The organism is Mesorhizobium sp. C268A, assembly GCF_040324475.1.
Classification (GTDB): domain Bacteria; phylum Pseudomonadota; class Alphaproteobacteria; order Rhizobiales; family Rhizobiaceae; genus Mesorhizobium.
Window position 1 is genome coordinate 1,161,272 of the sequence record NZ_JAMYVX010000003.1, and the last position, 21,893, is coordinate 1,183,164.

The following is a 21,893-nucleotide window of genomic DNA, read 5'->3' on the forward strand; positions in this document are numbered from 1 at the left end:
CTATACAAACAGGGGAGACGGCAAGATGCCGCCTCCCCGTTCACTATGATCCTGGCGCGTACGCCAAGATTACTTCTGCCAGCTCTTCACCAGTTCGTCGTAGTTGATGGTGATCGGCTTTTCCTTCTCGTTCTCGATCTTCAGCTGAGGCGCGAGATTGCCGTTCTTGACCGCGTCGGCGTTCCAGTAGGCGAGGTCATGCTCTTCGGCCATCTTCGGGCCGATATCGCCCTGGACGCCCGACTTCTCGATGCGGGTCATGACTTTTTCCTGCTCGGCGCAGAGCGAGTCCATGGCTTCCTGCGCCGTCTTGGCGCCGGACGAGGCATCGCCGATCGCCTGCCACCAGAGCTGTGCCAGCTTCGGATAATCGGGCACGTTGGTGCCGGTCGGCGACCACTGAACGCGGGCCGGCGAGCGGTAGAACTCGATCAGACCACCGAGCTTCGGCGCACGTTCGGTGAAGCTCTTGTCGTGGATCGTGCTTTCGCGGATGAAGGTCAAGCCGACATGGCTCTTCTTCACGTCGACCGTCTTCGAGGTCACGAACTGCGCGTAGAGCCAGGCGGCCTTGGCGCGGTCGGTCGGCGTCGACTTCATCAGCGTCCAGGAACCCACGTCCTGATAGCCGAGCTTCATGCCGTCCTTCCAGTAGACGCCATGCGGCGACGGGGCCATGCGCCACTTCGGCGTTCCGTCGTCGTTCAGCACCGCCTTGGCGCCGGCGTCGACCATCGAAGCGGTGAAGGCGGTGTACCAGAATATCTGCTGCGCGACCGCACCCTGTGCCGGCACCGGGCCGGATTCGGAGAAGGTCATGCCTTGGGCTTCGGCCGGAGCGTAGGCCTTCAGCCAGTCGAGGTATTTCTGGATCGAGTAGACGGCAGCCGGGCCGTTGGTGTCGCCGCCGCGCGCCGTGCAGGAGCCGACCGGCTGTGATTTCTCGTTGACCTTGATGCCCCATTCGTCGACCGGCAGGCCGTTCGGCAGACCCTTGTCGCCGTTGCCGGCCATCGACAGCCAGGCATCAGTGAACCGCCAGCCGAGCGACGGGTCCTTCTTGCCGTAGTCCATGTGGCCATAGACCTTCTTGCCGTCGATCTCGCGGCCGGTGAAGAACTCGGCGATGTCCTCATAGGCCGACCAGTTGACGGGAACGCCGAGGTCGTAGCCGTATTTCGCCTTGAAGTCGGCCTTGTTCTTCTCGTCGTTGAACCAGTCGTAACGGAACCAGTAGAGGTTGGCGAACTGCTGGTCGGGCAGCTGATAGAGCTTCTTGTCCGGCGCGGTGGTGAAGGAGGTGCCGATAAAATCCTTCAGGTCGAGGTTCGGATTGGTAACGTCCTTGCCCTCGCCCGCCATCCAGTCGGTCAGGTTGCGGACCTGCTGGTAGCGCCAGTGGGTGCCGATCAGGTCGGAATCGTTGACCCAGCCGTCATAAAGGTTCTGGCCGGTCTGCATCTGGGTCTGGATCTTCTCGACGACGTCGCCTTCCTGGATGACGTCATGCGTGATCTTGATGCCAGTGATGGCGGTAAAGGCCGGCGCCAGCACCTGCGATTCATACTGGTGGGTGGCGATGGTTTCGGACACGACCTTGATGTCCATGCCGGCGAAAGGCTTCGCGGCATCGATGAACCACTGCATTTCTGCTTCCTGGCCGGCGCGGTCGAGCGTCGACAGCGGGCCGATTTCCTTGTCCAGAAACGCCTTGGCCTCATCCATTCCGGCGTAGGCGTTGCCTACCCCGAGCAACAGGACAAGGGCAGTTGTTGATGTTAAAAATTGCCGTCGCATAGGTTTCCTCCACATTTAGGTTTCAAGTGCGATCTGGAACGGCCGCCGGCACGCGGTCGATCCAACAGTTTCCCCCTCTATACGTAGCGGAACACGCCGACGGCGTAGACCACGGAGAGAGCGAGAGCCCACCACAGGTTGGATCCGACAAGACCCAGCCAAGCGAGATGGATAAAGGCGCTGCCAAGCAGCGACAGAAAAAGACGGTCGCCGCGCGTCGTCTCGAAGCGCAGGACGCCGACGCGCGGATTGCCGCCCGGCGAGGCAAATTCCCAAAACGCCATGCCGCACAGCAGCAGAAGAATGGTGCCGAAGAACGCCGCCGTCGGCCACGTCCACGCCATCCAGGTGAGGTCGAGATTCATGGTGACACCCTCCCCAGGGCAAAGCCCTTGGCGGTGGTGGTGAGGATGAACCCGTGCTTTTGTTTCATCACACCCTCCCCAGGGCGAAGCCCTTGGCGATGTAGTTGCGGACAAACCAGATGACGAGCGCGCCGGGGATCAGCGTCAGCACGCCGGCGGCGGCGAGCAGGCCCCAATCCATGCCGGCGGCCGAAACGGTGCGGGTCATGGTGGCGGCGATGGGCTTGGCGTCAGTGGTGGTCAGCGTGCGGGCGATCAAAAGTTCGACCCATGAGAACATGAAGCAGAAGAAGCAGGCGACACCGATGCCACTGGCGATCAGCGGCATGAATATCCTGACGAAGAAGCGCGGGAACGAGTAGCCGTCGATATAGGCTGTTTCGTCGATCTCTTTGGGCACGCCCGACATGAAGCCTTCGAGGATCCACACCGCCAGCGGCACGTTGAACAGGCAGTGCGCCAGCGCCACAGCGATGTGGGTGTCGATCAGGCCGAAAGCCGAATAGAGCTGGAAGAACGGCAGCGCGAACACTGCCGGCGGCGCCATGCGGTTGGTCAGCAGCCAGAAGAACAGATGCTTGTCGCCGAGGAAGCGGTAGCGCGAAAAGGCGTAGGCCGCCGGCAGCGCTGCGGCCACCGAGATCACCATGTTCATCACCACATAGGTGATCGAATTGATGTAGCCCGAATACCAGGAGGCGTCGGTAAAGATGGTGACGTAGTTGGCGATCGTAGGCTGATGCGGATAGAGCGTCAGCGAGGAGACGATCTCGGCATTGGTCTTGAAGCTCATGTTGATGAGCCAGTAGATCGGCAGCAGAAGCACGATGATGTAGATCGTCGGCACGATCCACCACCAGCGCGATTCCTCGCCGCGCTTGCGCATCAGCCGGGCGACCTGATCCTGCGAAAGCGTGCTCGCCAATTTTCCCGAAGCGGTGGTTTCGCTCACTCTGTCGGCTCTTTCGTTGGCGCCGCTCATCTCAGCGGTCCGCGTCGTAGTTGGTCATCACGGTGTAGAACACCCACGACAACAACAGGATGATCAGGAAGTAGACCAGCGACATGGCGGCCGCCGGACCGAGGTCGAACTGGCCGAGCGCGGTCTTGACGAGGTCGATCGACAGGAAGGTGGTCGAGTTGCCGGGGCCGCCGCCGGTGACGACGAAGGGCTCGGTGTAGATCATGAAGCTATCCATGAAGCGCAACAGCACGGCGATCAAAAGCACACGCTGCATCTTCGGCAGCTGGATATAACGGAACACCGCCAAGCGCGAGGCGCCGTCGATCTTGGCCGCCTGGTAGAAGGCATCCGGGATCGAAACCAGGCCGGCATAGCAGAGCAGCACGACAAGGCTGGTCCAGTGCCAGACGTCCATGATGATGATGGTGACCCAGGCGTCGAACGGATCCTGAACGTAATTGTAGTCGATGCCGAGCGCGTTGACGTAGTAGCCGAGCAGGCCGATGTCGTTGCGGCCGAAGACCTGCCAGATGGTGCCGACAACGTTCCACGGAATGAGCAGCGGCAACGACATAAGCACCAGGCAGACCGGCACGCCCCAGCCCTTCTTCGGCATGTTGAGCGCGATGAATATGCCGAGCGGCACTTCGATGGCCAGAATGATGAAGGAGAAGATCAGGTTGCGCACCATCGCTTCCCAGAAGCGGCTGGACGACAGCAGTTCCTCGAACCACTGGGTGCCTGCCCAGAAGAAGACGTTGTTGCCGAAGGTGTCCTGCACCGAATAGTTGACGACCGTCATCAGCGGAATGACGGCCGAGAACGCCACCAGCACCAGCACCGGCAGCACCAGGAACCAGGCCTTGTTGTTCCAGGTCTTTTCCATCTATGCCCCCATCTCGACACGCCCCATCTCAACCAGCCAGGAATCGGCATAGATGTTGATGCCGGCCGGATCGAAGCGAACCTTTGGGTCGGCCGGCACGCTCTCGTCCTCGCCGATGACGGCAGCGATCTCGCGGCCTTCGAGGCTGGCGCGCACCACCTTGTGGCGGCCGAGATCCTCGACCTTGCTGATTTTAACCGCCATGCCGTCACGGCCGAGCCTGACATATTCGGGGCGGATGCCGAGTTCGATGGCGCCGGAGCTCCCAGCGGCGGTCTTTGGCGCGCCGGGCAGCTCGATGCGCTGGCTGCCAATGGTCGCGGTCTTGCCGTCGATCGCCACCGGCATGACGTTCATGCCGGGCGAGCCGATGAAGTAACCAACGAATGTGTGGCGCGGGCGCTCGAACAATTCAGCCGGCGTGCCGATCTGGACGATGCCGCCATCATACATGACGACGACCTGGTCGGCGAAGGTCAGCGCCTCGGTCTGGTCATGGGTGACATAGACCATGGTGTAGCCGAAGCGGCGGTGCAGTTGCTTCAACTGCGAGCGCAGCACCCACTTCATGTGCGGATCGATAACCGTCAGCGGTTCGTCGAACAGGATAGCATTGACATCCGAGCGCACCAAGCCGCGGCCGAGCGAGATCTTCTGCTTCTGGTCGGCGGTCAGGCCCCTCGCCTTCTTCTTCGCCCACGACGCCAGGTCGATCATCTCCAGCGTCTCGCGCACCTTGCGGTCGACATCGGCCTCCGGCACGCCGCGGTTGCGCAGCGGGAAGGCAAGATTGTCGTAAACGGTCATGGTGTCGTAGATGACCGGGAACTGGAACACCTGCGCGATGTTGCGCTCCTGCGTCGACAGATTGGTGACGTCCTTGCCGTTGAACAGCAACTCACCGTGCGAGGGGTGCAAAAGTCCCGAAATGATGTTGAGCAGCGTGGTCTTGCCGCAACCCGAAGGCCCAAGCAGCGCGTAGGCGCCGCCATCCTCGAATGTGTGGTGCACTTCCCGCAGCGCAAAATCGGCATCCTTCTGCGGACTGGGCAGGTAGGAGTGCCTGACATGATTGACGTCGATGCGCGCCATCTCTTCCCCCTCAGGCCGCAAGCTTCGGCGCGGCGACGGCGCTGCCGTTGCTGTCGAAGACCATGATGTGGCGCGGATCGATAAACACCTCGATCTCGGCGTCGGGCTCGAAATCTCTAATGCCGTGGGTCAGCATGACCCAGCGCGCATCGGCAAAATCGAGATGGATGAAGCTTTCCGAGCCGGTGATCTCGGTGATCGTCACCTTGGCGCGCACAGGCACCGCGGCAGCGTTGGGCCGCTCGAGCGACAGATGATGCGGCTGGAAGCCGATCGTGTAGTTGGCGTCGGAAATGCCGGCGAGTTCGGCCGGTACCGGCAGCTTGACGCCGCCCTCGAGAAGGAAATCGGGACCTTTCTTGGCCAGCACGATGGTGTTGAGCGGCGGATCGGCAAAGGTTTTCGCCGTCACCAGGTCGATCGGCTTGCGGAAGACGTCGATGGTCGGCCCGAATTGGGTGATCCGCCCCTCGGACAGCGTAGCCGTATTGCCGCCGAGCAGCAAGGCTTCATGCGGCTCGGTCGTGGCGTAGACGAAAATAGTGCCGGCGGCGGCAAATATCTTGGGCAGTTCGGCGCGCAGCTCCTCGCGCAATTTGTAGTCGAGGTTGGCGAGCGGCTCGTCGAGCAGCACCAGGCTGGCATTCTTGACGATGGCGCGGGCCAGCGCCGTACGCTGCTGCTGGCCGCCGGACAGGCTGAGCGGCGTGCGGTCGAGATAGGGTGTGAGCTTCAAAAGCCCTGCCGCGTTGCGGACCTCCTTGTCGATCTTGGCCTGGTCGTTGCCGGCGACGCGCAACGGCGAGGCGATGTTCTCGTAGACGGTCATCGCGGGGTAGTTGATGAACTGCTGATAGACCATGGCGATCTTGCGCTGCTGCACCGGCATGCCGGTGACATTCTGGCCGTCGAACCAGACTGAACCGGTGGTCGGCACGTCGAGTCCGGCCATGAGCCGCATCAGACTGGTCTTGCCCGACAGTGTCGGCCCGAGCAAAACGTTGAGCGAGCCGTGCTGAAGCGTCAGCGACACGTCGCGGATATGCTCCACCGCGCCGACCATCTTCGTCACGTTTCTCAGTTCCAGCATGATGCCTCCTCCCAGGCTTTGTGCATCAATCGCCTTCCCTATTCCGCTGCCGCGACATGGCGCCGGCTGATGCCGCGCATGAATTCGTCAAGCGCCGAGGCCTGTTCGCGGCTGAGATGCAGACCGCGCTTGGTGCGACGCCACAATACATCTTCGGCGGTCAGCGCCCATTCGTTTTCGCTGAGGTAGCGTACCTCGGCCTCATAGAGATCGGCGCCGAAATTGCGGCCGAGATCGGCGTTCGACTTGGCGAGGCCGAGCAGCACTTGCGCGCGCGTGCCGTAAAGCCGGGTCAACCGACGCGCCAGGCGCTGGTCGATGAAAGGAAAGGCGCTCTTCAGCTTCGCCACCTGGGCGTCGAAACCGGTGGCCGGGAAATCGCCGCCCGGCAAGGGCGCGTTCGCCGTCCACGGCTTGCCGCGCTTGCCGAGAAAACCTTCGATCTTTTCCAGCATCGATTCCGACAACCGGCGGTAGGTGGTGATCTTGCCGCCGAAAGCGTTGACGATCGGCGCCTTGCCCTCGCCGCCATCGGCTTTCAGCACATAGTCGCGGGTCGCTTCCTGCGCCTTCGAAGCGCCGTCGTCGTAGAGCGGGCGCACGGCCGAATAGGTCCAGACGATGTCGGGACGCGTCACGGCTTCAGCAAAATATTCGCTCGCCGCCGCGCAGAGATAGTCGATCTCGGTGTCGCTGATCTTCACGTCATGCGGATCGCCGGGATAGTCGCGATCGGTGGTGCCGATCAGCGTAAATTCTTCCTCGTAAGGGATGGCGAAGATGATGCGCCCGTCCTTGTTCTGGAAGAAGTAGGCGCGCGGATCATCGAATTTCTTTTTGATGACGATATGACTGCCCTGCACCAGGCGCACATTGTGCACGTCGTTCTGGCCCACGGTGGTCGACAGGACGTGGTCGACCCATGGACCGGCGGCATTGACCAGCAGCCGGGCCTTGACCTCGTCAGCATCTCCCGTCCGCACATCTTCCACGCGGATCGCCCATAGATCGCCTTCGCGCCGCGCCCCGACGACTTTCGTGCGGGTGCGGATGGTGGCGCCGCGGTCGGCGGCGTCACGCGCGTTCAACACCACCAGCCGGGCATCGTTGACCCAGCCGTCCGAGTACTCGAAGGCCTTGTGAAACAGCGGCTTCAGCGGCTTGCCCGCCGGATCCTTGGACATGTCCAGTGTCCGGGTCGCCGGCAGCAATTTGCGGCCACCAATATGATCGTAGAGGAACAGGCCGAGCCGGATCAGCCAGGCCGGGCGCAGGCCCTTGGCATAGGGCAGCACGAAGCGCATCGGCCAGATGATGTGCGGCGCGTTCTTCCACAGAACCTCGCGCTCCATCAGCGCCTCGCGCACCAGCCGGAACTCGTAGAATTCGAGGTAGCGCAGACCGCCGTGGATCAGCTTGGTCGAGCCGGAGGAGGTTCCGCTGGCAAGATCGTTCATCTCGGCCAGAAATACCGAAAAGCCCCGCCCAACGGCGTCGCGGGCGATGCCGCAGCCATTGATGCCGCCACCGATGACGAAGATGTCACGGACTGCGTCCACAAAGCCCTCCCGCGATTTCGCATTGCAGCATTTTTAGGTTTTTACGAAACCGTAGCGGGATTATTTCGAAATAAGAACGAATGTCAAACGAAATGTAACGGGACCGTGATCGATAGCTTAGCCGAGCGACGTTTCGATCAATTGAACCTCCGCTTCCTCGCAGATCTTGCGCACCGACGGGATGTCACAACGGTCGGTGATGAAGGTGTTGACTTGCGAGAGATGGCCGATGCGAACCGGCGCGGTGCGTTCGAACTTGGTCTGGTCGGACACCAGGATGACATGCCTGGCATTGGCGATGATGGCTTGCGCCACTTTCACTTCGCGAAAGTCGAAATCGAGCAACGCGCCGTCATGGTCGATGGCCGAGGCGCCGATCACCGCATAGTCGACCTTGAACTGCCTGATGAAATCGACCGCGGCCTCGCCGACAACGCCGCCGTCGGAGCCACGCACGACGCCGCCGGCGATTACCACCTCGATCGAAGGATAGATGCGCATCCTGTTGGCAACATTGATATTATTGGTGATGACCATCAGCCCGGTATGGTCGAGCAGCGCCTTGCTGACCGACTCGGTCGTGGTGCCGATGTTGATGAACAGGGAGGCGTTGTCGGGTATCAGCCTGGCCGCCGCGCGGCCGATGGCCTCCTTCTCGTCGGCGGCAATCTTGCGGCGCGCCTCATACTCCATGTTCTCGATGCCGGACGGGAACAGGGCCCCGCCATGGATGCGCGTCAGCAGCCGCTGGTCGCAGAGATCGTTGAGGTCCTTGCGGATGGTCTGTGGCGTCACGTTGAAATGCGTGGCGAGGTCATCGACCAGCACACGGCCATGGTCCTTCGCCATCTGGATGATTTCGGCATGGCGCGGCGACAAATACACTGAGAACCTCCCGTTTTCGTTTTTCTTGTTTGTAGCTGAAAACGAAAGCAATGAAAAGGGAGACGCCGGCTAATGAAATATCGATGATTGCAAAGGCGAACCGGGCAGATACGGCTCAGACCCGCTCCGCCACCTTGCGGGTGACAGCCGCGACTTTACCTGGCGAGCGGATCATCAGGAAATTGCCGGACCAGTATCCCGGGATCCGCCAAGTGCCTTTGATCTCGGTTGCATCACCGTTGATGATGCCGCTGTAGTGAATCGGGTGCGCCTTCAATTCGGCCTTGTCGTATGTCTTGGTAAAGGAGACGGCGTTGCCCTCTCGCTGCCCCTGCAGGCTTGCGTATCTTGCCGTGCTGGTCGCCGCCGGTTCGTGGGTCATCCCCGTCAAGCTGGTTGCCGTCTCGATCAGCGTTGCAACGAAGGAAACCGGCGGCAGTTCGCGCGGATAGAAATAGCGCCCGCTCCAGACGCCCGTCAGATTCTGGCTAACCCCTTCAGCCCTTCCGGCCATATGCTTGCTCGCAAGTCCTTGCTGGCTTGCCCCGGCGGCGGCAACCACCCGGGCAATCCCTGTCAGTCCCTCAGCGATCTTGCACACTCGCAGATGACAGTGAAGGCGGTATCGACATCGGCCGCGGTTGTCTCGAACTGGCCTGCCTGGAAGCGGATGGCGACCCGGCCATCGACACGCGTCTGCGTCAGGTAGATACGGCCGTCATTGTTGATGGCGTCGACCAGACGCAAATTGTGCTCGTCGGAGTCAACGCCGGATGCGGCGCGATGCCGGAACGAGAACAGCGACAGCATCGGCTGGCTGGCGAGCTCGAAATCCTCCTCCTCGGCCAGGCGCCCGGCTATGCGTTCGCTCCAGGCGACGTGATTGCGGATCATGGTGCGCAGCGCCTCGAGGCCATGGGCGCGCAGCAGGAACCACAGCTTCAGCGCCCGGAAGCGACGGCCGAGAGGCACCGACCATTCGGAGTAGTTGATGATGCCGTCATGGCCGCGAGTTTTCAGATAGTCCGGCTTGATCGCCAGCGTGCGCACGAGATCCTCCGGCTGGCGGACGAACTGGATCGAGCAGTCGAATTGCGCGCCCAGCCATTTGTGCGGGTTGAAGACGATCGAGTCCGCGCCCTCGACACCGGTCCAGAAATGCCGGTATTCCGGACAGATCATCGCCGATCCGGCCCAGGCGGCGTCGATATGCAGATAGAGCCCCTGGCGTTTGGCCACCGCGGCCACTTCAGCGATGTCGTCGGTGCCGCCGGTGCTGGTGCTGCCGACGCACGCGATGATGCCGGCCGGCAATAGGCCGGCCGCGCGGTCGGCAACAATCGCCGCTTCCAAAGCCGCGGTATCCATGGCGCGGTAGGTGCCGGCGACGGGAATGCGGACGAGGTTTTCCTCGCCAATGCCGGCGACCCAGATGGCGCGGTCGATCGAGGTGTGCACCTGATCGGAGGAATAGACGCGCAGCCTGCCCTGCCCGGAAAGACCCTTCTTGTTGCCCTGCCAGTCGAGCGTGCGCTCGCGCATGGTCAACAAGGCGGCCAGCGTCGCCGATGATGCGGAGTCCTGGATCACGCCGGAAAAGCCTTCGGGCAGGCCGAGCGCCTGGCGCATCCAGTCGACGATGCGCGTCTCAAGCTCTGTCGCCGCCGGCGAAGTCTGCCACAGCATGCACTGCGCGGCCATCGCAGAGACCAGATATTCGGCCACCACCGAGACGGGTGCTGCATTGGCCGGGAAATAAGCAAAGAAACGCGGATGCTGCCAATGCGTCATGCCGGGCACGATCTTGGCTTCGAAATCGGCGAAGATCGTCTCTATCGATTCCGCGGCCTCCGGCGGAGAAGCTTCGATGCTCCTGAAGATCTCGCCCGGCGCTATGGCAGGTCGCACGGGCCGATCGCGAAGGCCGGCGCGGTAATCAGCGCCCCAGTCGGCGGCGCGCCTCGACCAGTCGCGGAATTGCTCGTTGTCCATGGATCCTCCCGACGCGCCGATCAGCCAGCCGTTTGAATTTTGATTAACATGTTAAATAGAGACAGGCAACCGCGACGAAGGTTCCCGCGCTACCCCGGAAAATCCGGCAGGCTGGCAAAGGCCGTCTTCAACGCGTTCGACCAGCCTTCGGAAATAGCACGATAATATCGATCGTCCTGGCCGATGCGCTTTTTCAAACCCACCGTGAACGTGTCCTCCTCCAGGAACAGCAGGTCGAGAGGCAGGCCGACGGACAGGTTCGATTTCAGCGTCGAATCGAACGATACCAGCAAGAGCTTGACCGTTTCAGCCAGGCTCATCGTCCTTTCATAGGCACGGATGATGATCGGCTTGCCGTATTTGGTCTCGCCGATCTGGAAGAACGGCGTGTCGTCAGTGGATTCGATGAAATTTCCCTCGGGATAGATCATGAACAGCCGTGGCGGGCTGCCCTTGATCTGGCCGCCGAGGATGAAGGAGGCGTTGAAATAGGAATCTGCTTTTTCGCCGGCAGGCGACGAACTGGCGATGACTTCCTTGACGGTGTCGCCGACCAGCCGCACCGTCTGGTACATGGATGGGGTCTCGAGCAGCGTCGCGTGGCGTTCCGCCACCGCCTTGGTGCGCTCGTCGAGCAGGCTGACCACGGCCTGCGTCGTAGCCAGATTGCCGGCCGACATCAGTACGATGACGCGCTCGCCTGGCTCTTCCCAGACATGCATCTTCTTGAAAGTGGAGATCGAATCCATCCCTGCATTGGTGCGCGTGTCCGACATGAACACGAGCCCACGATCGATCTTGAGGCCGACGCAATAAGTCATGGAATCTCTTCAGGCAGCAATCTTGCCGGAGACTACTGCTCTACCGTGACGGTGACTGCAAGCTGTTCCTCCGCCTGTCCCAGTCGAATTCCCGACACCGGCGAGGCGTCGCGATAATCACGGCCGGTGGCTACCCTGACATAGCGTTCATCGGGGGAAATGCCGTTGGCGGCGTCGAAGGCGACCCAGCCGAGACCCTGAACATGGGCTTCGGCCCAGGCATGGCTTGCCGCCTGCTCGATGGCCGCATCCATCATCAGATAGCCACTGACATAGCGGGCCGGAAAACCCATGACGCGGGCTGCGGTGACAAAGATGTGGCTGTGATCCTGGCAAACGCCGGTCTTCAGCGCCAATGCCTCTTCCGCCGGGGTCGTCACGCTGGTGGTGCCCGGCGTGTAGGCGACGCGCTGGACGATCAGCGCCATCAGCCGATGCAGCCTTTCGATGTCGGTACCTTTGCCGACCGCCGCGGCAAGCTCGCTTATGCCCTCGCCGGGGATGGTCAAAGCTGTCTCCTGGCTGAACAGCCACAGTGGCGCAAAGCCGTGATGCGGACCCGAGACGCCCGCTGTGTCGCGCGTGACAACCTCGCCGGAGGCCTCGACGGTGATGAAGTCGCGCTCGCCCTCGACGCTCAACAGCCTGTTATCGTTGCCGAAATGGTCGTTAAAGCGGACTTCCTCTCGCGCGCCCTCGATCTTCAGCGCCCAGGACAAGACGGTCTGCGTCGGTCCGCTGACCGGTAACAGGCGTAGCCGCTGCAACAGATAGTGCACCGGCGCGTCGTAGCGGTATTCGGTACGGTGGGTGATCTTGAGCCGCATGCCTATTTTCCGTTTGTAAGCATGATCTTATCCGAAAACCGGGTCCCACTTGTCGCTAGCGCGGCCCTCCGGTTCGCGATCATGCTCAATTGAACCGGTAATCTTGTGCGATCTCTTCGCCAAGCTTGGTGTTGTCTTGAATGAACCTGGCCAGAAATTCGTGCAGGCCGGCGTCGAATATGTCCTTGATCGACCCTGCCTGCAGCATCGCCTGTGTCCTGTCGACGGTGGCGTGGCAGGCATGACGGTCGCCATAGTCGTCGCCCAGGAACTTCAGATGCTCGGCGAGAAAACGATAACAGAAGGTCAGCGAACGCGGCATGCGCACATTGAGGATCAGATAGTCGGCAATATTGGTCGGTTTGTAGTCGGCCTCATAGACCCAGCGATAGGAACGGTGCGCCGACACCGAGCGCAGGATCGATTCCCATTGGTAGTTGTCGAGGCTCGAGCCGACCCAGGAGATCGACGGCAGCAGCACGTAGTATTTCACGTCGAGGATGCGTGCCGTGTTGTCGGCCCGCTCGACATAGGTGCCGAGTTGTGAGAAGTCGAAGATCTCGTTGCGCAGCATCGTGCCGTAGAACGAGCCGCGGATCAGCGCCGTCTCGCGTTTGATGGCGTCGAGCACACTCGGCAGGTCGCGCTCGTCGATCGGCTTTGCCAGCATGCGCTTCAGGGCCATCCAGGCTTCGTTGATGCTCTCCCAGGTCTCGCGCGTCAGCGCGGTGCGCACCATGCGGGCATTGTTGCGAGCGGTCTCGATCGCCGACATCGTGCTCGACGGGTTCGAGGTGTCGCGCAGCAGGAAGTCGGCGACATTGGCGGCGGTGTAGTCCTTGTATTTCTGCGTGAAGGTGACGTCGGAGCCGGCGCTGAGCAGCACCGAATTCCACTCTTCCGACGCGCTCTGGGTGCGGGTCAGCGCCATGCGAAGGCCGGCATCGACCAGACGCGCCATGTTTTCCGCCCGCTCGATATAACGGTTCATCCAGTAGAGCCCGTTGGCGGTGCGACCGAGAAGCATGGCAAGACCCTTCGGACTAGTGAGTAGGGAATAGTGAGTAGGGATTAGTAAGCATTTGATTCTCTGTGGAATATGGCATTTCTTGTCCCTCTACTGCCTACTGCCTACTGCCTACTGCCTACTGCCTACTGCCTACTGCCTACTGTCTACCTAATCGTCCAACACCCACGTATCCTTCGTCCCGCCGCCTTGCGAGGAATTCACGACCAACGACCCCTCCTTCAGCGCCACCCGCGTCAAGCCGCCGGGAACGATCTGGATTCGGTCGGAGACCAGAACATAGGGCCTGAGATCGACATGGCGCGGCGACAGGCCTTTTTCGGTCAGGATCGGGCAAGTCGACAGCGCCAGCGTCGGCTGGGCGATGTAGTTGGAGGGCTTCGCCTGCAGCTTCTTGGCGAAATCCTGGCATTCCTTCTTGGTCGCAGCCGGGCCGACCAGCATGCCGTAGCCGCCGGAGCCGTGCACTTCCTTGATGACCAGCTCATGGATGTGTTCGAGCACGTATTTCAGGCTGTCGGGCTCCGAGCAGCGCCAGGTCGGGATGTTGCCGAGGATGGCTTTGCGGCCGGTGTAGAACTCGACGATGTCGGGCATGTAGGAATAAATCGCCTTGTCGTCGGCGATGCCGGTTCCCGGCGCGTTGGCGATGGTGATGTTGCCGGCGCGGTAGACGTCCATGATGCCGGGCACGCCAAGGGCCGAGTCCGGCCGGAAGGTCAGCGGATCGAGGAAGGAATCGTCGACGCGCCGGTAAAGCACGTCGATCTGCTTGTAGCCTTCGGTCGTGCGCATAGCGACGTGGCCGTCTACAACGCGCAGATCCTGGCCTTCGACCAGTTGCACGCCCATCTGGTCGGCGAGGAAGGCATGTTCGAAATAGGCGGAGTTGAAGCTGCCCGGTGTCAGCACGGCAATGGTCGGTGCACCCTTGGTGCTTTGCGGCCGCACTGCCGCCAGCGACTGGCGCAGCAATTGCGGATAATTCTCCACCGGCCGCACCTTGATCTGCTGGAACAGCTCGGGAAAGAGCTGCATCATCGTCTCGCGGTTCTCCAGCATGTAGGAGACGCCCGACGGCGTGCGCGCATTGTCCTCCAGCACGTAGAACTCGTTCTCGGAGATGCGGACGATATCGACGCCGATAATGTGGGTGTAGACGCCGGCCGGTGGCCGCACTCCGATCATTTCCGGCAGGAACGCCTCGTTCCTGGCGATCAGCTCCCTCGGCACGCGGCCGGCGCGCAGGATTTCCTGGCGGTGGTAAATGTCGTCGAGGAAAGCGTTCAGCGCCTGCACGCGCTGCTCGATGCCTTGCGTCAGCCTTCGCCATTCATTGCCGGAGATGATGCGCGGCACGATGTCGAAGGGGATCAGCCGCTCGGAGGCTTCCTGCTCGCCATAGACGGCGAAGGTAATGCCGGTCTTGCGGAAGACGCGCTCGGCGTCCTGCATCTTTTCGGTAAGCCTGGCCGGGTCCTGCTCCTTCAGCCAGCGGTCGTAAGCCGTATACGGTTGTCTAAGCCCGGAAACTTCCGGAAGCATTTCATCGAACGCTGCCAATCGCATACTCCCCTGTGACGCCATTTCACTGGCGTCGCGGGAGAAAATCAAGCGCAATCGGTGATTTGGAGGATATCGGCGATCAGTATGTTCCGACTGCCCAAAATTCGGGCAGTCGGAACAGGACCTTAATCAGGCTCTGCCTTGTCGCCGGGCAAGTGCCTGATGCGGCTCTAGCAGTTCACCGGGCAAGTGCCTGATGCGGCCATAGCAGTTCACCGTTTCATGGAAACGGCGACCTGCCATGGCTTTTTGCTTTGCCGCAATTCCGGACGGAAAACCGCTTCACACTTTTCCTGGAATTGCTTTAGAATGCGCGGAAAGTGACGACCGTGAAGGTGTCCTTGATTCCGGGAATAATCTGCACTTTCTCGTTGACGAAGTGGCCGACATCTTCCTCGTCGTCGACGTAGAATTTGGCAAGCAAGTCGTAATTGCCGGCGGTCGAGTAGATCTCCGAGGCGATTTCGGCATCGGCGAGCGCGCTGGCGACCTCATAGGACTTGCCCAGATCGCACTTTATCTGCATGAAAAACGTCTTCATTGCCGGTCCCGATCAAGCTTCAGCACTCAAGCGGCCCTTGTGGCAGACTGCCGCCCGGCTTTCAAGCATCAGGCCGAGCGGGCCTTGGCGACGGCTTGTCTCAGTTCGGACACGGGCATGCCGCGCCGGTACAGGTTGCCGCCGATGACCAGGGCTGGCGTGCCGCGCAGCTTGAAAGCCGTCGCCTGGGCTTCGGTGCGGACAAGGGCAGCGTCGATGTCGGGTTCACGGATGGCGAGGTCTGCACGCACCATCGCCACATCGACACCGACGGAAGAAAGGATGTCGTTGGTGCGGCGTTCCGAAAGGCCGCGCTGGTTGGTCATCAGCGCATCGACCGCCGCGCCATAGTGTTCGCCGCTCAGCAGCGTCACCCGCGCCGCGTCGCGCGACACGTCGCCGAAGATCGGCCAGTCCTTCATCACAAGCCGGACGCCGTTGTCCTCTTCCATCAACTTCTTCAGCTCGACGAAGACGAGCTTGCAGATCGGGCACTGATAGTCGACGAATTCGGCGATGGTGACGTCGCCATCGGGGTTGCCGAGCGCTGGAATGGCGGGATCGAAGGCGACTTCCGTGACGGTCGGCCCGGTGCTTGCCCAGGCGGGCAAGGGAGCCAAAACTGCGAGGCTTGCCGCGCCCTTCAGCAAAAGGCGCCGGTCGATCGGCTGCTTGAACATGGTCGTCCCCTGGTTGCGCGAACGGGTCCCCACCCGTCCCTACGATGCGCGCCCCGCGTTAAAGGAGGCTTAAGCATGATCTTGTGGCACTTGCGTGGCGAATATTTGCGGTTGCTGAAACCGTGAGGCCCCGCCAAGCGTATGGTATGATGCGTCCTGGGACAGGTTTGTTGGGGACACGGGAGACAGGCCATGCGCCGCATCGCATTCGCAGTCGCTTCATTGCTGTTCGCGTTGTTCGTCTCGGCAGCCCTTGCCGGCGATGCCGAAGTCAAGGCCGGCCAGGCTGTCATCGATGGTCAGTTGAAGGCGCTCATCGCCAATGATGGCGCCAAGGCGTACAGTTTCGCCGCTCCGAATGTGAAGCGCATCTTTCCGACCGTCGACACCTTCATGAACATGGTGACCAACGGCTATCCGCCGGTGCGCCAGCCGCAGAGCTATTCCTTCGGCAAGGTCGAGCAGATGGGGCCAACTTCGATAGTCCAGCAAGTGCTGATCGTCGGACCCGACGGCAAGGACTATGAGGCGGTCTACACGCTGGAACAGCAGCCCGACGGCAGCTTTCAAATCACCGGCTGCAGCTTGCGCGCAGCGAATTCGCTCAGCACCTAGATGTGCTTATAGCACCGGAATATCGCCCCTCGCCCATCCCTCTGAAATGTCTGATGTGCGCGCCTCGAAGGCCTTTGCCTCGATCGCGGCGCGAATGTCCTGCATCAGCTTCTGATAGTAGGACAGGTTGTTCCAGGTCAGAAGCATCGCCCCCAGCGCCTCTTGCGAGCGCACGAGATGATGCAGATAGGCGCGTGAATAGTCGCGTGCCGCCGGGCAGTCACTCTCCTCGTCCAGCGGCCGCGGATCGTCCGCATGGCGGGCATTCCTGAGATTGACCTTGCCGCGCCTGGTATAGGCCAGGCCATGGCGGCCGGCGCGGGTCGGCATCACGCAGTCGAACATGTCGATGCCGCGCGCCACCGATTTCACGATGTCGTCCGGCGTGCCGACGCCCATGAGATATCGAGGCTTGTTGTCAGGCAATTCCGGACAGGTGATCTCCAGCATATCCAGCATCACCGCTTGCGGTTCGCCGACGGCCAGGCCGCCGACCGCATAGCCCTTCAGCTCCATCGCGCTCAGCGCCTGCGCCGAACGCACCCTGAGAGCTGCGTTGTCGCCACCCTGGACGATGCCGAACATCGCCTTGCCGGGCTGATCGCCGAACGCTGTCTTGCAGCGCTCGGCCCAGCGCAGCGACAGCTCCATCGCGCGCTCGATCTGCTTGAGGTCGGCCGGCAGCGCTGTGCATTCGTCGAGCTGCATCTGGATGTCGGAATCGAGCAGGCCCTGGATCTCGATCGAGCGCTCCGGCGACATCTCGTAGGCAGCGCCGTCAATGTGCGAGCGAAAGGTGACGCCCTTCTCGGTCAATTTTCTGAGCTTCGACAGCGACATGACCTGAAAACCGCCACTGTCGGTCAGGATCGGCTGCGGCCAGCGGGCGAATTCATGCAACCCACCAAGCCGCGCCACGCGCTCGGCGCCGGGGCGCAGCATCAGATGATAGGTATTGCCCAGGATGATGTCGGCGCCGACGCCGCGCACCTGGTCCATATACATGGCCTTGACCGTGCCGCCGGTGCCGACCGGCATGAAGGCCGGCGTGCGGATTTCGCCGCGCGGCATGGTGATGGAACCGCGCCGCGCCTTGCCGTCGGTGGCGAGGATCTTGAAGGTGAATGTCTCAGCCATTGAATTCCTTGTCATGGACAGGCGCGCCTGGCGCCTGCCTGTCGAGCGACTGGCGGTATTGGATGCAGCCGCGCATGAATTTCGGCCATGGCGGCACGGCAATCGATGGATCGGTCTTTTCCGGCAGCAGGTCCCACAGGTTGGGATGATGCCAGCATAAATCATGGCCGGTAGAATCTCGATGCTGGCGTATGCCGGCACGGAGTTTCTTCACTTCGGCGATCAGGCTCTCGCGATCAAAGGCTTGCAGATCATCGTCCATCGCTCATCTCCGCTCGATAAAGCAGGCTTGCATCTCCGTAGGAATAGAACCTGTAATTGTTCCCGATGGCATGAGCATAGGCCGCACGCATCGTATCTAGGCCGCTGAAGGCCGAAACCAGCATGAACAGCGTCGAACGCGGCAGATGGAAATTGGTCATCAGCAGATCGGCGGTGCGGAAGCGATAGCCCGGCGTGATGAAGATGTCGGTCGGGCCGGACCAGGCGGTCAGCGAGCCATCAGGCCGTGCCGCGCTCTCCAGCAGGCGCAGCGAGGTCGTGCCGACAGCGATGATGCGCCCGCCCCGCGCCTTGGCGCCATTCAGAGCGTCGGCTGTTGCTTCGCTGACCGAGCCGGTCTCGGCATGCATCTTGTGGTCAGCGGTGTCGTCCGCCTTGACCGGCAGGAAGGTGCCGGCGCCGACATGCAAGGTGACGAAGCGGCGTTCGATGCCTTTAGCGTCGAGTGCTGCAAACAGTTCCGGCGTGAAATGCAGGCCGGCGGTGGGCGCTGCCACAGCACCTTCCTCTTTGGCATAGATGGTCTGGTAGTCGGTCAGGTCGCGCGCGTCGTCGTCGCGCTTCGACGCGATATAGGGCGGCAGCGGGATGCGGCCGACGGCATGCAGCGCCTCGTCGAGAAACGGGCCGGAGAGGTCGAAGCCGAGCAACGCCTCGCCGGCGTCGCCCTTCTCGATCACCGTGGCGTCGAGTTGGCCGAGAAAACAGGAATTGCCGTCATGGCCGAAATGGATGCGGTCGCCGGCGGCGACGCGCTTGCCCGGCCGCATGAAGGCCAGCCAGCGGTCCGGCGCCATGCGCATATGCAGCGTGGCGTCGACCTGCGCCTGCGCTTCGCCGCGCCGCCTGATGCCTCTCAACTGGGCAGGAATGACCTTGGTGTCGTTGAAGACCAGCACGTCGCCCGTTCTGAGCAAGGACGGAAGGTCGCGCACCGCGCGGTCCGCAAAGTCTTCGCCTGGCCTGACCACCAGCATTCTGGCGCTGTCGCGCGGCTCGGCCGGGCGCAGCGCGATGCGCTCCTCCGGCAGGTCGAAGTCGAAGAGATCGACGCGCATCAGTAGAGCCGGACGAGCAGCGCTCCGGCCAACAGCAGCACCGCGCCGGCGATGCGGCCGAGCGAAATCTCGCGCACCGCCACGCCGAGAAAGCCGACGCGATCGATCAGCATGCCGGCCAGCAACTGGCCGGCAACCAGGAACGCCATCAACGCGGCTGCACCAATGCGCGGCGTAAGAATGGTTGACAGGGTAACATAGAAACCGCCGAGCATGCCGCCGGCGATGAACAGCCAAGGCGCCGGCGCCTTCCAGTCGAGCGAGATGTCCTGCAGCCGCACAACGGCAATGGAGATGATACCAAGCACGATCGCGCCCGACAGGAACGAAAACGCAGCAGCCGCGACCGGGAGCCCCAGGCCGCGCGCCAGCTGCGAGTTGATCGGCGCCTGGACGGCGATGAAGGCGCCTGACAGGATGCCGAGCAGCGACCAGACCACGCCCATCATCTTCGTTTGTCCTTACCTGACGTCGGCCGCGACCTTCAGCGACACGATCTTGTCGGGATCGACCACCGGCTCGCCGCGCTTGATCTTGTCGACATTGTCCATGCCTTCGATGACCTGGCCCCAGACCGTGTACTGGCGGTTGAGGAAAGCAGCATCGTCGAAGCAGATGAAGAACTGCGAATTGGCCGAGTTCGGGTTCTGCGAACGGGCCATCGAGCAGGTGCCGCGGCCATGGTTGGCGTTGGAGAACTCAGCCTTCAGGTCCGGCTTTTCCGAGCCGCCCATGCCCGCACGCGAAGGCGCGAAGGTCGGCTTCGACGAATTGCCGAACTTCACGTCGCCGGTCTGCGCCATGAAGCCTTCGATGACGCGGTGGAAGACCACGCCGTCATAGGCGCCTTCGCGGGCCAGTTCCTTGATGCGGGCGACGTGGCCGGGAGCCAAATCGGGGAACAGTTCGATGACGACCTTGCCCTTGGTCGTTTCCAGGATGAGCGCGTTCTCGCGGTCCTTGATCTCAGCCATGTCGTATATCCTTTATCTCAGAAAACAGATTGATTTGATTGGTTTACTTGTCGGCGGCGATGCGTACCTTGATCATGCGGTCGGGCTCGCTGACCGTGCCGTTGTCGGCCTCGTCGCCCTTCTTGATCTTGTCCACCAGCTCCATGCCGCTGACGACACTGCCAACGATGGTGTACTGGCCATCGAGGTTCGGCGCCGGCGCGAACATGATGAAGAACTGCGAATTGGCGGAGTTCGGGTCCTGCGAGCGGGCCATGCCGAGCGTGCCGCGCTTGAAATGTTCGCTCTGCGAGAATTCGGCCGGCAGGTCGGGCAGGTCTGAACCGCCAGTGCCGACGGCCTCGGGGCTGAACCCCTTCTTCATGTTGCCGAACTTGACGTCGCCGGTCTGCGCCATAAAGCCGTTGATGACCCGGTGGAATGCGACATCGTTATAAGCGCCTTCGCGCACCAGCTTCTTGATCTGGGCGACATGCTTGGGTGCCAGGTCGGGGCGTAGCGCGACGGTGACGTCGCCGTTCTTCAAGGTGATGACCATGGTGTTTTCCGGTTCGGCGGCGAAGGCCGAAACGGATGCGGTCACGAGACCGGCAAGCACGACGAGGAACGAGGCGAGCTTTTTCAGCTGCATAAGGGATCTCCGAAGGTCTTTGTTAGGGTGCATGTCGTTGCCCCAAAAACCGGCATCCACTTTGGGGCGACATGCACTATTTCGCGAATTTGGCGGTGAGCGCACCGGCAACGGCGGCCGGTACGAAGGGACGGATGTCTCCGCCCATCGAGGCTATCTGGCGCACAAGTGTGGCGGTAATGGTGCGTACCGATGGGCTGGCGGGCAGAAAAACCGTCTGCAGTTCCGGCGCCATGGTCTCGTTCATGCCAGCCATCTGCATCTCGTAATCGAGATCGGTGCCGTCGCGCAGGCCTCGGATCATGATCGAGGCGCCATGCTTGCGGGCCGCGTCGATGACCAGCCCGTCAAAGGCGACAACCCTAATGCGGGCTCCGTTGCGGCCGAACTCGGCGTTCGTCGCGGCCTCGATCAGCTTCACCCGTTCGTCGAAGGAAAACAGCGGCGTCTTGCCGGGATGGGTGCCGATCGCCGCATATACCGTGTCGGCGACAGCCAGCGATGCCTTCAGCACATCGAGATGGCCGTTGGTCAGCGGGTCGAAGGAGCCGGCATAAAGGGCGATGCGATCGGTCATGGGAGGTGCTTCTAGCGGGGCAATGGGCGGAAGGCAAATGCGATTGGGAACATCTGCGTGAACCTTTTCGCAGACATGAACGACAGATGAATGCCTTGATCACGAAGACTTCACGCCGCGTTCGCTAGTTTGCACTTCGGAAGATGAAACCAAAACCCGATCTAACCGTTGGATAGGCGCAGGAGAACACGCACATGCTGATCTACATGCTCGCCACCGCAATGACCGTCGCCATGCTGATCGCCACCGCATTCGGATTGCATAGCGAGGCAGAGCGCGTCCGTGTCCGCACAAAGCGGTTCGAAGGTTTCGGCGCTCGCTGGCCCACCGTCGCCCCTGATTTATTGCTAGTTCTTGTTTGCGCCGGCCCATCGGGCCGGCGTTGTTGCTCAAACCTATTCGGTGCTGTCCGGTACGGCATCTCCGGCGCCGGCCTCAATGACACCCTCTTCGACATCCTCGTCGGCCTGCGGCTCCGAAATCCGTTCGACCGAAACCACCTTCTCGCCTTCGGCGGTGTTGAAGAT

The 21,893-nt window shown here is 61.7% G+C and carries 25 protein-coding genes; 2 read left to right on the top strand and 23 right to left on the bottom strand.

Features of this window, described 5'->3' with window-relative positions:
* Nucleotides 1–69: 69 nt before the first annotated feature.
* The 16 genes from NKL06_RS32515 to NKL06_RS32590 form a co-directional block, all read right to left on the bottom strand.
* Nucleotides 70–1,797, bottom strand: a complete 1,728-nt coding sequence (locus tag NKL06_RS32515; protein ID WP_023670978.1) for an ABC transporter substrate-binding protein — start codon at nucleotides 1,795–1,797, stop codon at nucleotides 70–72.
* Nucleotides 1,798–1,874: 77 nt separating this feature from the next.
* A complete protein-coding gene (locus NKL06_RS32520) occupies nucleotides 1,875–2,162 on the bottom strand; it encodes a DUF2160 domain-containing protein (protein WP_023693410.1) in 288 nt (95 codons plus the stop codon).
* Between the two features lie 67 nt (nucleotides 2,163–2,229).
* Nucleotides 2,230–3,144, bottom strand: coding sequence for a carbohydrate ABC transporter permease (locus NKL06_RS32525; RefSeq protein WP_023670976.1), 915 nt, complete (start codon nucleotides 3,142–3,144; stop codon nucleotides 2,230–2,232).
* Between the two features lies 1 nt (nucleotide 3,145).
* Complete coding sequence (locus NKL06_RS32530) at nucleotides 3,146–4,012, bottom strand: carbohydrate ABC transporter permease (RefSeq protein WP_023693409.1); 867 nt, start codon at nucleotides 4,010–4,012, stop codon at nucleotides 3,146–3,148.
* Complete coding sequence (locus tag NKL06_RS32535) at nucleotides 4,013–5,104, bottom strand: ABC transporter ATP-binding protein (RefSeq protein ID WP_023693408.1); 1,092 nt, start codon at nucleotides 5,102–5,104, stop codon at nucleotides 4,013–4,015. It abuts the gene before it with no gap.
* A 10-nt stretch (nucleotides 5,105–5,114) separates the two neighbouring features.
* Entirely contained in the window at nucleotides 5,115–6,194 is a 1,080-nt protein-coding gene (locus NKL06_RS32540; RefSeq protein ID WP_023670973.1) for an ABC transporter ATP-binding protein, read from the bottom strand.
* A 38-nt stretch (nucleotides 6,195–6,232) separates the two neighbouring features.
* Complete coding sequence (gene glpD, locus NKL06_RS32545; RefSeq protein WP_023693407.1) at nucleotides 6,233–7,753, bottom strand: glycerol-3-phosphate dehydrogenase; 1,521 nt, start codon at nucleotides 7,751–7,753, stop codon at nucleotides 6,233–6,235.
* Between the two features lie 117 nt (nucleotides 7,754–7,870).
* The gene (locus tag NKL06_RS32550) at nucleotides 7,871–8,638 is read right to left on the bottom strand and encodes a DeoR/GlpR family DNA-binding transcription regulator (RefSeq protein ID WP_023670971.1); all 768 of its coding nucleotides are present in this window, start codon (nucleotides 8,636–8,638) and stop codon (nucleotides 7,871–7,873) included.
* Nucleotides 8,639–8,753: 115 nt separating this feature from the next.
* Nucleotides 8,754–9,200: a hypothetical protein gene (locus NKL06_RS32555; RefSeq protein WP_023693406.1), complete on the bottom strand. Its 447-nt coding sequence runs from the start codon at nucleotides 9,198–9,200 to the stop codon at nucleotides 8,754–8,756.
* A 14-nt stretch (nucleotides 9,201–9,214) separates the two neighbouring features.
* Complete coding sequence (locus NKL06_RS32560) at nucleotides 9,215–10,630, bottom strand: pyridoxal phosphate-dependent decarboxylase family protein (protein ID WP_023693405.1); 1,416 nt, start codon at nucleotides 10,628–10,630, stop codon at nucleotides 9,215–9,217.
* An 89-nt stretch (nucleotides 10,631–10,719) separates the two neighbouring features.
* On the bottom strand, nucleotides 10,720–11,451 hold the full coding sequence (locus NKL06_RS32565) for a proteasome-type protease (RefSeq protein ID WP_023684646.1): 732 nt from the start codon (nucleotides 11,449–11,451) through the stop codon (nucleotides 10,720–10,722).
* Nucleotides 11,452–11,483: 32 nt separating this feature from the next.
* Nucleotides 11,484–12,278 carry a transglutaminase family protein gene (locus NKL06_RS32570; protein WP_023693404.1) on the bottom strand — a complete coding sequence of 265 codons (795 nt, stop codon included), beginning with the start codon at nucleotides 12,276–12,278 and terminating at the stop codon, nucleotides 11,484–11,486.
* 85 nt (nucleotides 12,279–12,363) lie between these two features.
* Nucleotides 12,364–13,305 carry an alpha-E domain-containing protein gene (locus NKL06_RS32575; protein WP_023693403.1) on the bottom strand — a complete coding sequence of 314 codons (942 nt, stop codon included), beginning with the start codon at nucleotides 13,303–13,305 and terminating at the stop codon, nucleotides 12,364–12,366.
* Between the two features lie 150 nt (nucleotides 13,306–13,455).
* On the bottom strand, nucleotides 13,456–14,868 hold the full coding sequence (locus NKL06_RS32580) for a circularly permuted type 2 ATP-grasp protein (RefSeq protein ID WP_023670964.1): 1,413 nt from the start codon (nucleotides 14,866–14,868) through the stop codon (nucleotides 13,456–13,458).
* A 307-nt stretch (nucleotides 14,869–15,175) separates the two neighbouring features.
* Nucleotides 15,176–15,412, bottom strand: a complete 237-nt coding sequence (locus NKL06_RS32585) for an Lrp/AsnC family transcriptional regulator (protein WP_023670963.1) — start codon at nucleotides 15,410–15,412, stop codon at nucleotides 15,176–15,178.
* Between the two features lie 68 nt (nucleotides 15,413–15,480).
* Nucleotides 15,481–16,092, bottom strand: a complete 612-nt coding sequence (locus NKL06_RS32590; RefSeq protein WP_023693402.1) for a DsbA family protein — start codon at nucleotides 16,090–16,092, stop codon at nucleotides 15,481–15,483.
* A gap of 192 nt (nucleotides 16,093–16,284) precedes the next feature.
* Here NKL06_RS32590 and NKL06_RS32595 point away from each other — a divergent pair, with 192 nt between their 5' ends.
* A complete protein-coding gene (locus NKL06_RS32595) occupies nucleotides 16,285–16,707 on the top strand; it encodes a DUF4864 domain-containing protein (protein WP_023693401.1) in 423 nt (140 codons plus the stop codon).
* 6 nt (nucleotides 16,708–16,713) lie between these two features.
* Here NKL06_RS32595 and tgt read toward each other — a convergent pair whose 3' ends face one another.
* From tgt to coaD, 7 genes are all read right to left on the bottom strand, one after another.
* Nucleotides 16,714–17,844: a tRNA guanosine(34) transglycosylase Tgt gene (gene tgt / locus NKL06_RS32600; protein ID WP_023693400.1), complete on the bottom strand. Its 1,131-nt coding sequence runs from the start codon at nucleotides 17,842–17,844 to the stop codon at nucleotides 16,714–16,716.
* The gene (locus NKL06_RS32605) at nucleotides 17,837–18,106 is read right to left on the bottom strand and encodes a hypothetical protein (protein WP_023684641.1); all 270 of its coding nucleotides are present in this window, start codon (nucleotides 18,104–18,106) and stop codon (nucleotides 17,837–17,839) included. The genes tgt and NKL06_RS32605 overlap by 8 nt, the downstream gene beginning before the upstream one ends.
* Nucleotides 18,096–19,184: a tRNA preQ1(34) S-adenosylmethionine ribosyltransferase-isomerase QueA gene (gene queA, locus NKL06_RS32610; RefSeq protein WP_023693399.1), complete on the bottom strand. Its 1,089-nt coding sequence runs from the start codon at nucleotides 19,182–19,184 to the stop codon at nucleotides 18,096–18,098. The genes NKL06_RS32605 and queA overlap by 11 nt, the downstream gene beginning before the upstream one ends.
* Nucleotides 19,184–19,633: a DMT family transporter gene (locus tag NKL06_RS32615; protein WP_023693398.1), complete on the bottom strand. Its 450-nt coding sequence runs from the start codon at nucleotides 19,631–19,633 to the stop codon at nucleotides 19,184–19,186. Before NKL06_RS32615 ends, queA begins: the two co-directional genes overlap by 1 nt.
* A gap of 12 nt (nucleotides 19,634–19,645) precedes the next feature.
* On the bottom strand, nucleotides 19,646–20,158 hold the full coding sequence (locus NKL06_RS32620; RefSeq protein ID WP_023693397.1) for a peptidylprolyl isomerase: 513 nt from the start codon (nucleotides 20,156–20,158) through the stop codon (nucleotides 19,646–19,648).
* A 43-nt stretch (nucleotides 20,159–20,201) separates the two neighbouring features.
* Nucleotides 20,202–20,696 carry a peptidylprolyl isomerase gene (locus tag NKL06_RS32625; RefSeq protein ID WP_245267149.1) on the bottom strand — a complete coding sequence of 165 codons (495 nt, stop codon included), beginning with the start codon at nucleotides 20,694–20,696 and terminating at the stop codon, nucleotides 20,202–20,204.
* A gap of 169 nt (nucleotides 20,697–20,865) precedes the next feature.
* Nucleotides 20,866–21,366 (bottom strand): pantetheine-phosphate adenylyltransferase, encoded by a 501-nt coding sequence (gene coaD / locus NKL06_RS32630; RefSeq protein WP_023693395.1) that lies wholly within the window; start codon nucleotides 21,364–21,366, stop codon nucleotides 20,866–20,868.
* Between the two features lie 194 nt (nucleotides 21,367–21,560).
* On the opposite strand from coaD, the gene NKL06_RS32635 reads away from it, so the two are divergent.
* Nucleotides 21,561–21,893: hypothetical protein (locus NKL06_RS32635; protein WP_352581635.1), on the top strand; the 333-nt coding region annotated here is incomplete at its 3' end.

Coding starts and splice junctions, on each gene's coding strand:
- NKL06_RS32615 (WP_023693398.1), bottom strand. CDS start 19,633: ATGATGGGCGTGGTCTGGTCGCTGCTCGGCATCCTGTCAGGCGCCTTC.
- NKL06_RS32595 (WP_023693401.1), top strand. CDS start 16,285: ATGCGCCGCATCGCATTCGCAGTCGCTTCATTGCTGTTCGCGTTGTTC.
- NKL06_RS32565 (WP_023684646.1), bottom strand. CDS start 11,451: ATGACTTATTGCGTCGGCCTCAAGATCGATCGTGGGCTCGTGTTCATG.
- NKL06_RS32515 (WP_023670978.1), bottom strand. CDS start 1,797: ATGCGACGGCAATTTTTAACATCAACAACTGCCCTTGTCCTGTTGCTC.
- NKL06_RS32605 (WP_023684641.1), bottom strand. CDS start 18,106: ATGGACGATGATCTGCAAGCCTTTGATCGCGAGAGCCTGATCGCCGAA.
- NKL06_RS32520 (WP_023693410.1), bottom strand. CDS start 2,162: ATGAATCTCGACCTCACCTGGATGGCGTGGACGTGGCCGACGGCGGCG.
- NKL06_RS32535 (WP_023693408.1), bottom strand. CDS start 5,104: ATGGCGCGCATCGACGTCAATCATGTCAGGCACTCCTACCTGCCCAGT.
- NKL06_RS32620 (WP_023693397.1), bottom strand. CDS start 20,158: ATGGCTGAGATCAAGGACCGCGAGAACGCGCTCATCCTGGAAACGACC.
- queA (WP_023693399.1), bottom strand. CDS start 19,184: ATGCGCGTCGATCTCTTCGACTTCGACCTGCCGGAGGAGCGCATCGCG.
- NKL06_RS32585 (WP_023670963.1), bottom strand. CDS start 15,412: ATGAAGACGTTTTTCATGCAGATAAAGTGCGATCTGGGCAAGTCCTAT.
- NKL06_RS32575 (WP_023693403.1), bottom strand. CDS start 13,305: ATGCTTCTCGGTCGCACCGCCAACGGGCTCTACTGGATGAACCGTTAT.
- NKL06_RS32540 (WP_023670973.1), bottom strand. CDS start 6,194: ATGCTGGAACTGAGAAACGTGACGAAGATGGTCGGCGCGGTGGAGCAT.
- NKL06_RS32525 (WP_023670976.1), bottom strand. CDS start 3,144: ATGAGCGGCGCCAACGAAAGAGCCGACAGAGTGAGCGAAACCACCGCT.
- NKL06_RS32530 (WP_023693409.1), bottom strand. CDS start 4,012: ATGGAAAAGACCTGGAACAACAAGGCCTGGTTCCTGGTGCTGCCGGTG.
- NKL06_RS32560 (WP_023693405.1), bottom strand. CDS start 10,630: ATGGACAACGAGCAATTCCGCGACTGGTCGAGGCGCGCCGCCGACTGG.
- NKL06_RS32590 (WP_023693402.1), bottom strand. CDS start 16,092: ATGTTCAAGCAGCCGATCGACCGGCGCCTTTTGCTGAAGGGCGCGGCA.
- coaD (WP_023693395.1), bottom strand. CDS start 21,366: ATGACCGATCGCATCGCCCTTTATGCCGGCTCCTTCGACCCGCTGACC.
- tgt (WP_023693400.1), bottom strand. CDS start 17,844: ATGGCTGAGACATTCACCTTCAAGATCCTCGCCACCGACGGCAAGGCG.
- NKL06_RS32625 (WP_245267149.1), bottom strand. CDS start 20,696: ATGGTCATCACCTTGAAGAACGGCGACGTCACCGTCGCGCTACGCCCC.
- NKL06_RS32570 (WP_023693404.1), bottom strand. CDS start 12,278: ATGCGGCTCAAGATCACCCACCGTACCGAATACCGCTACGACGCGCCG.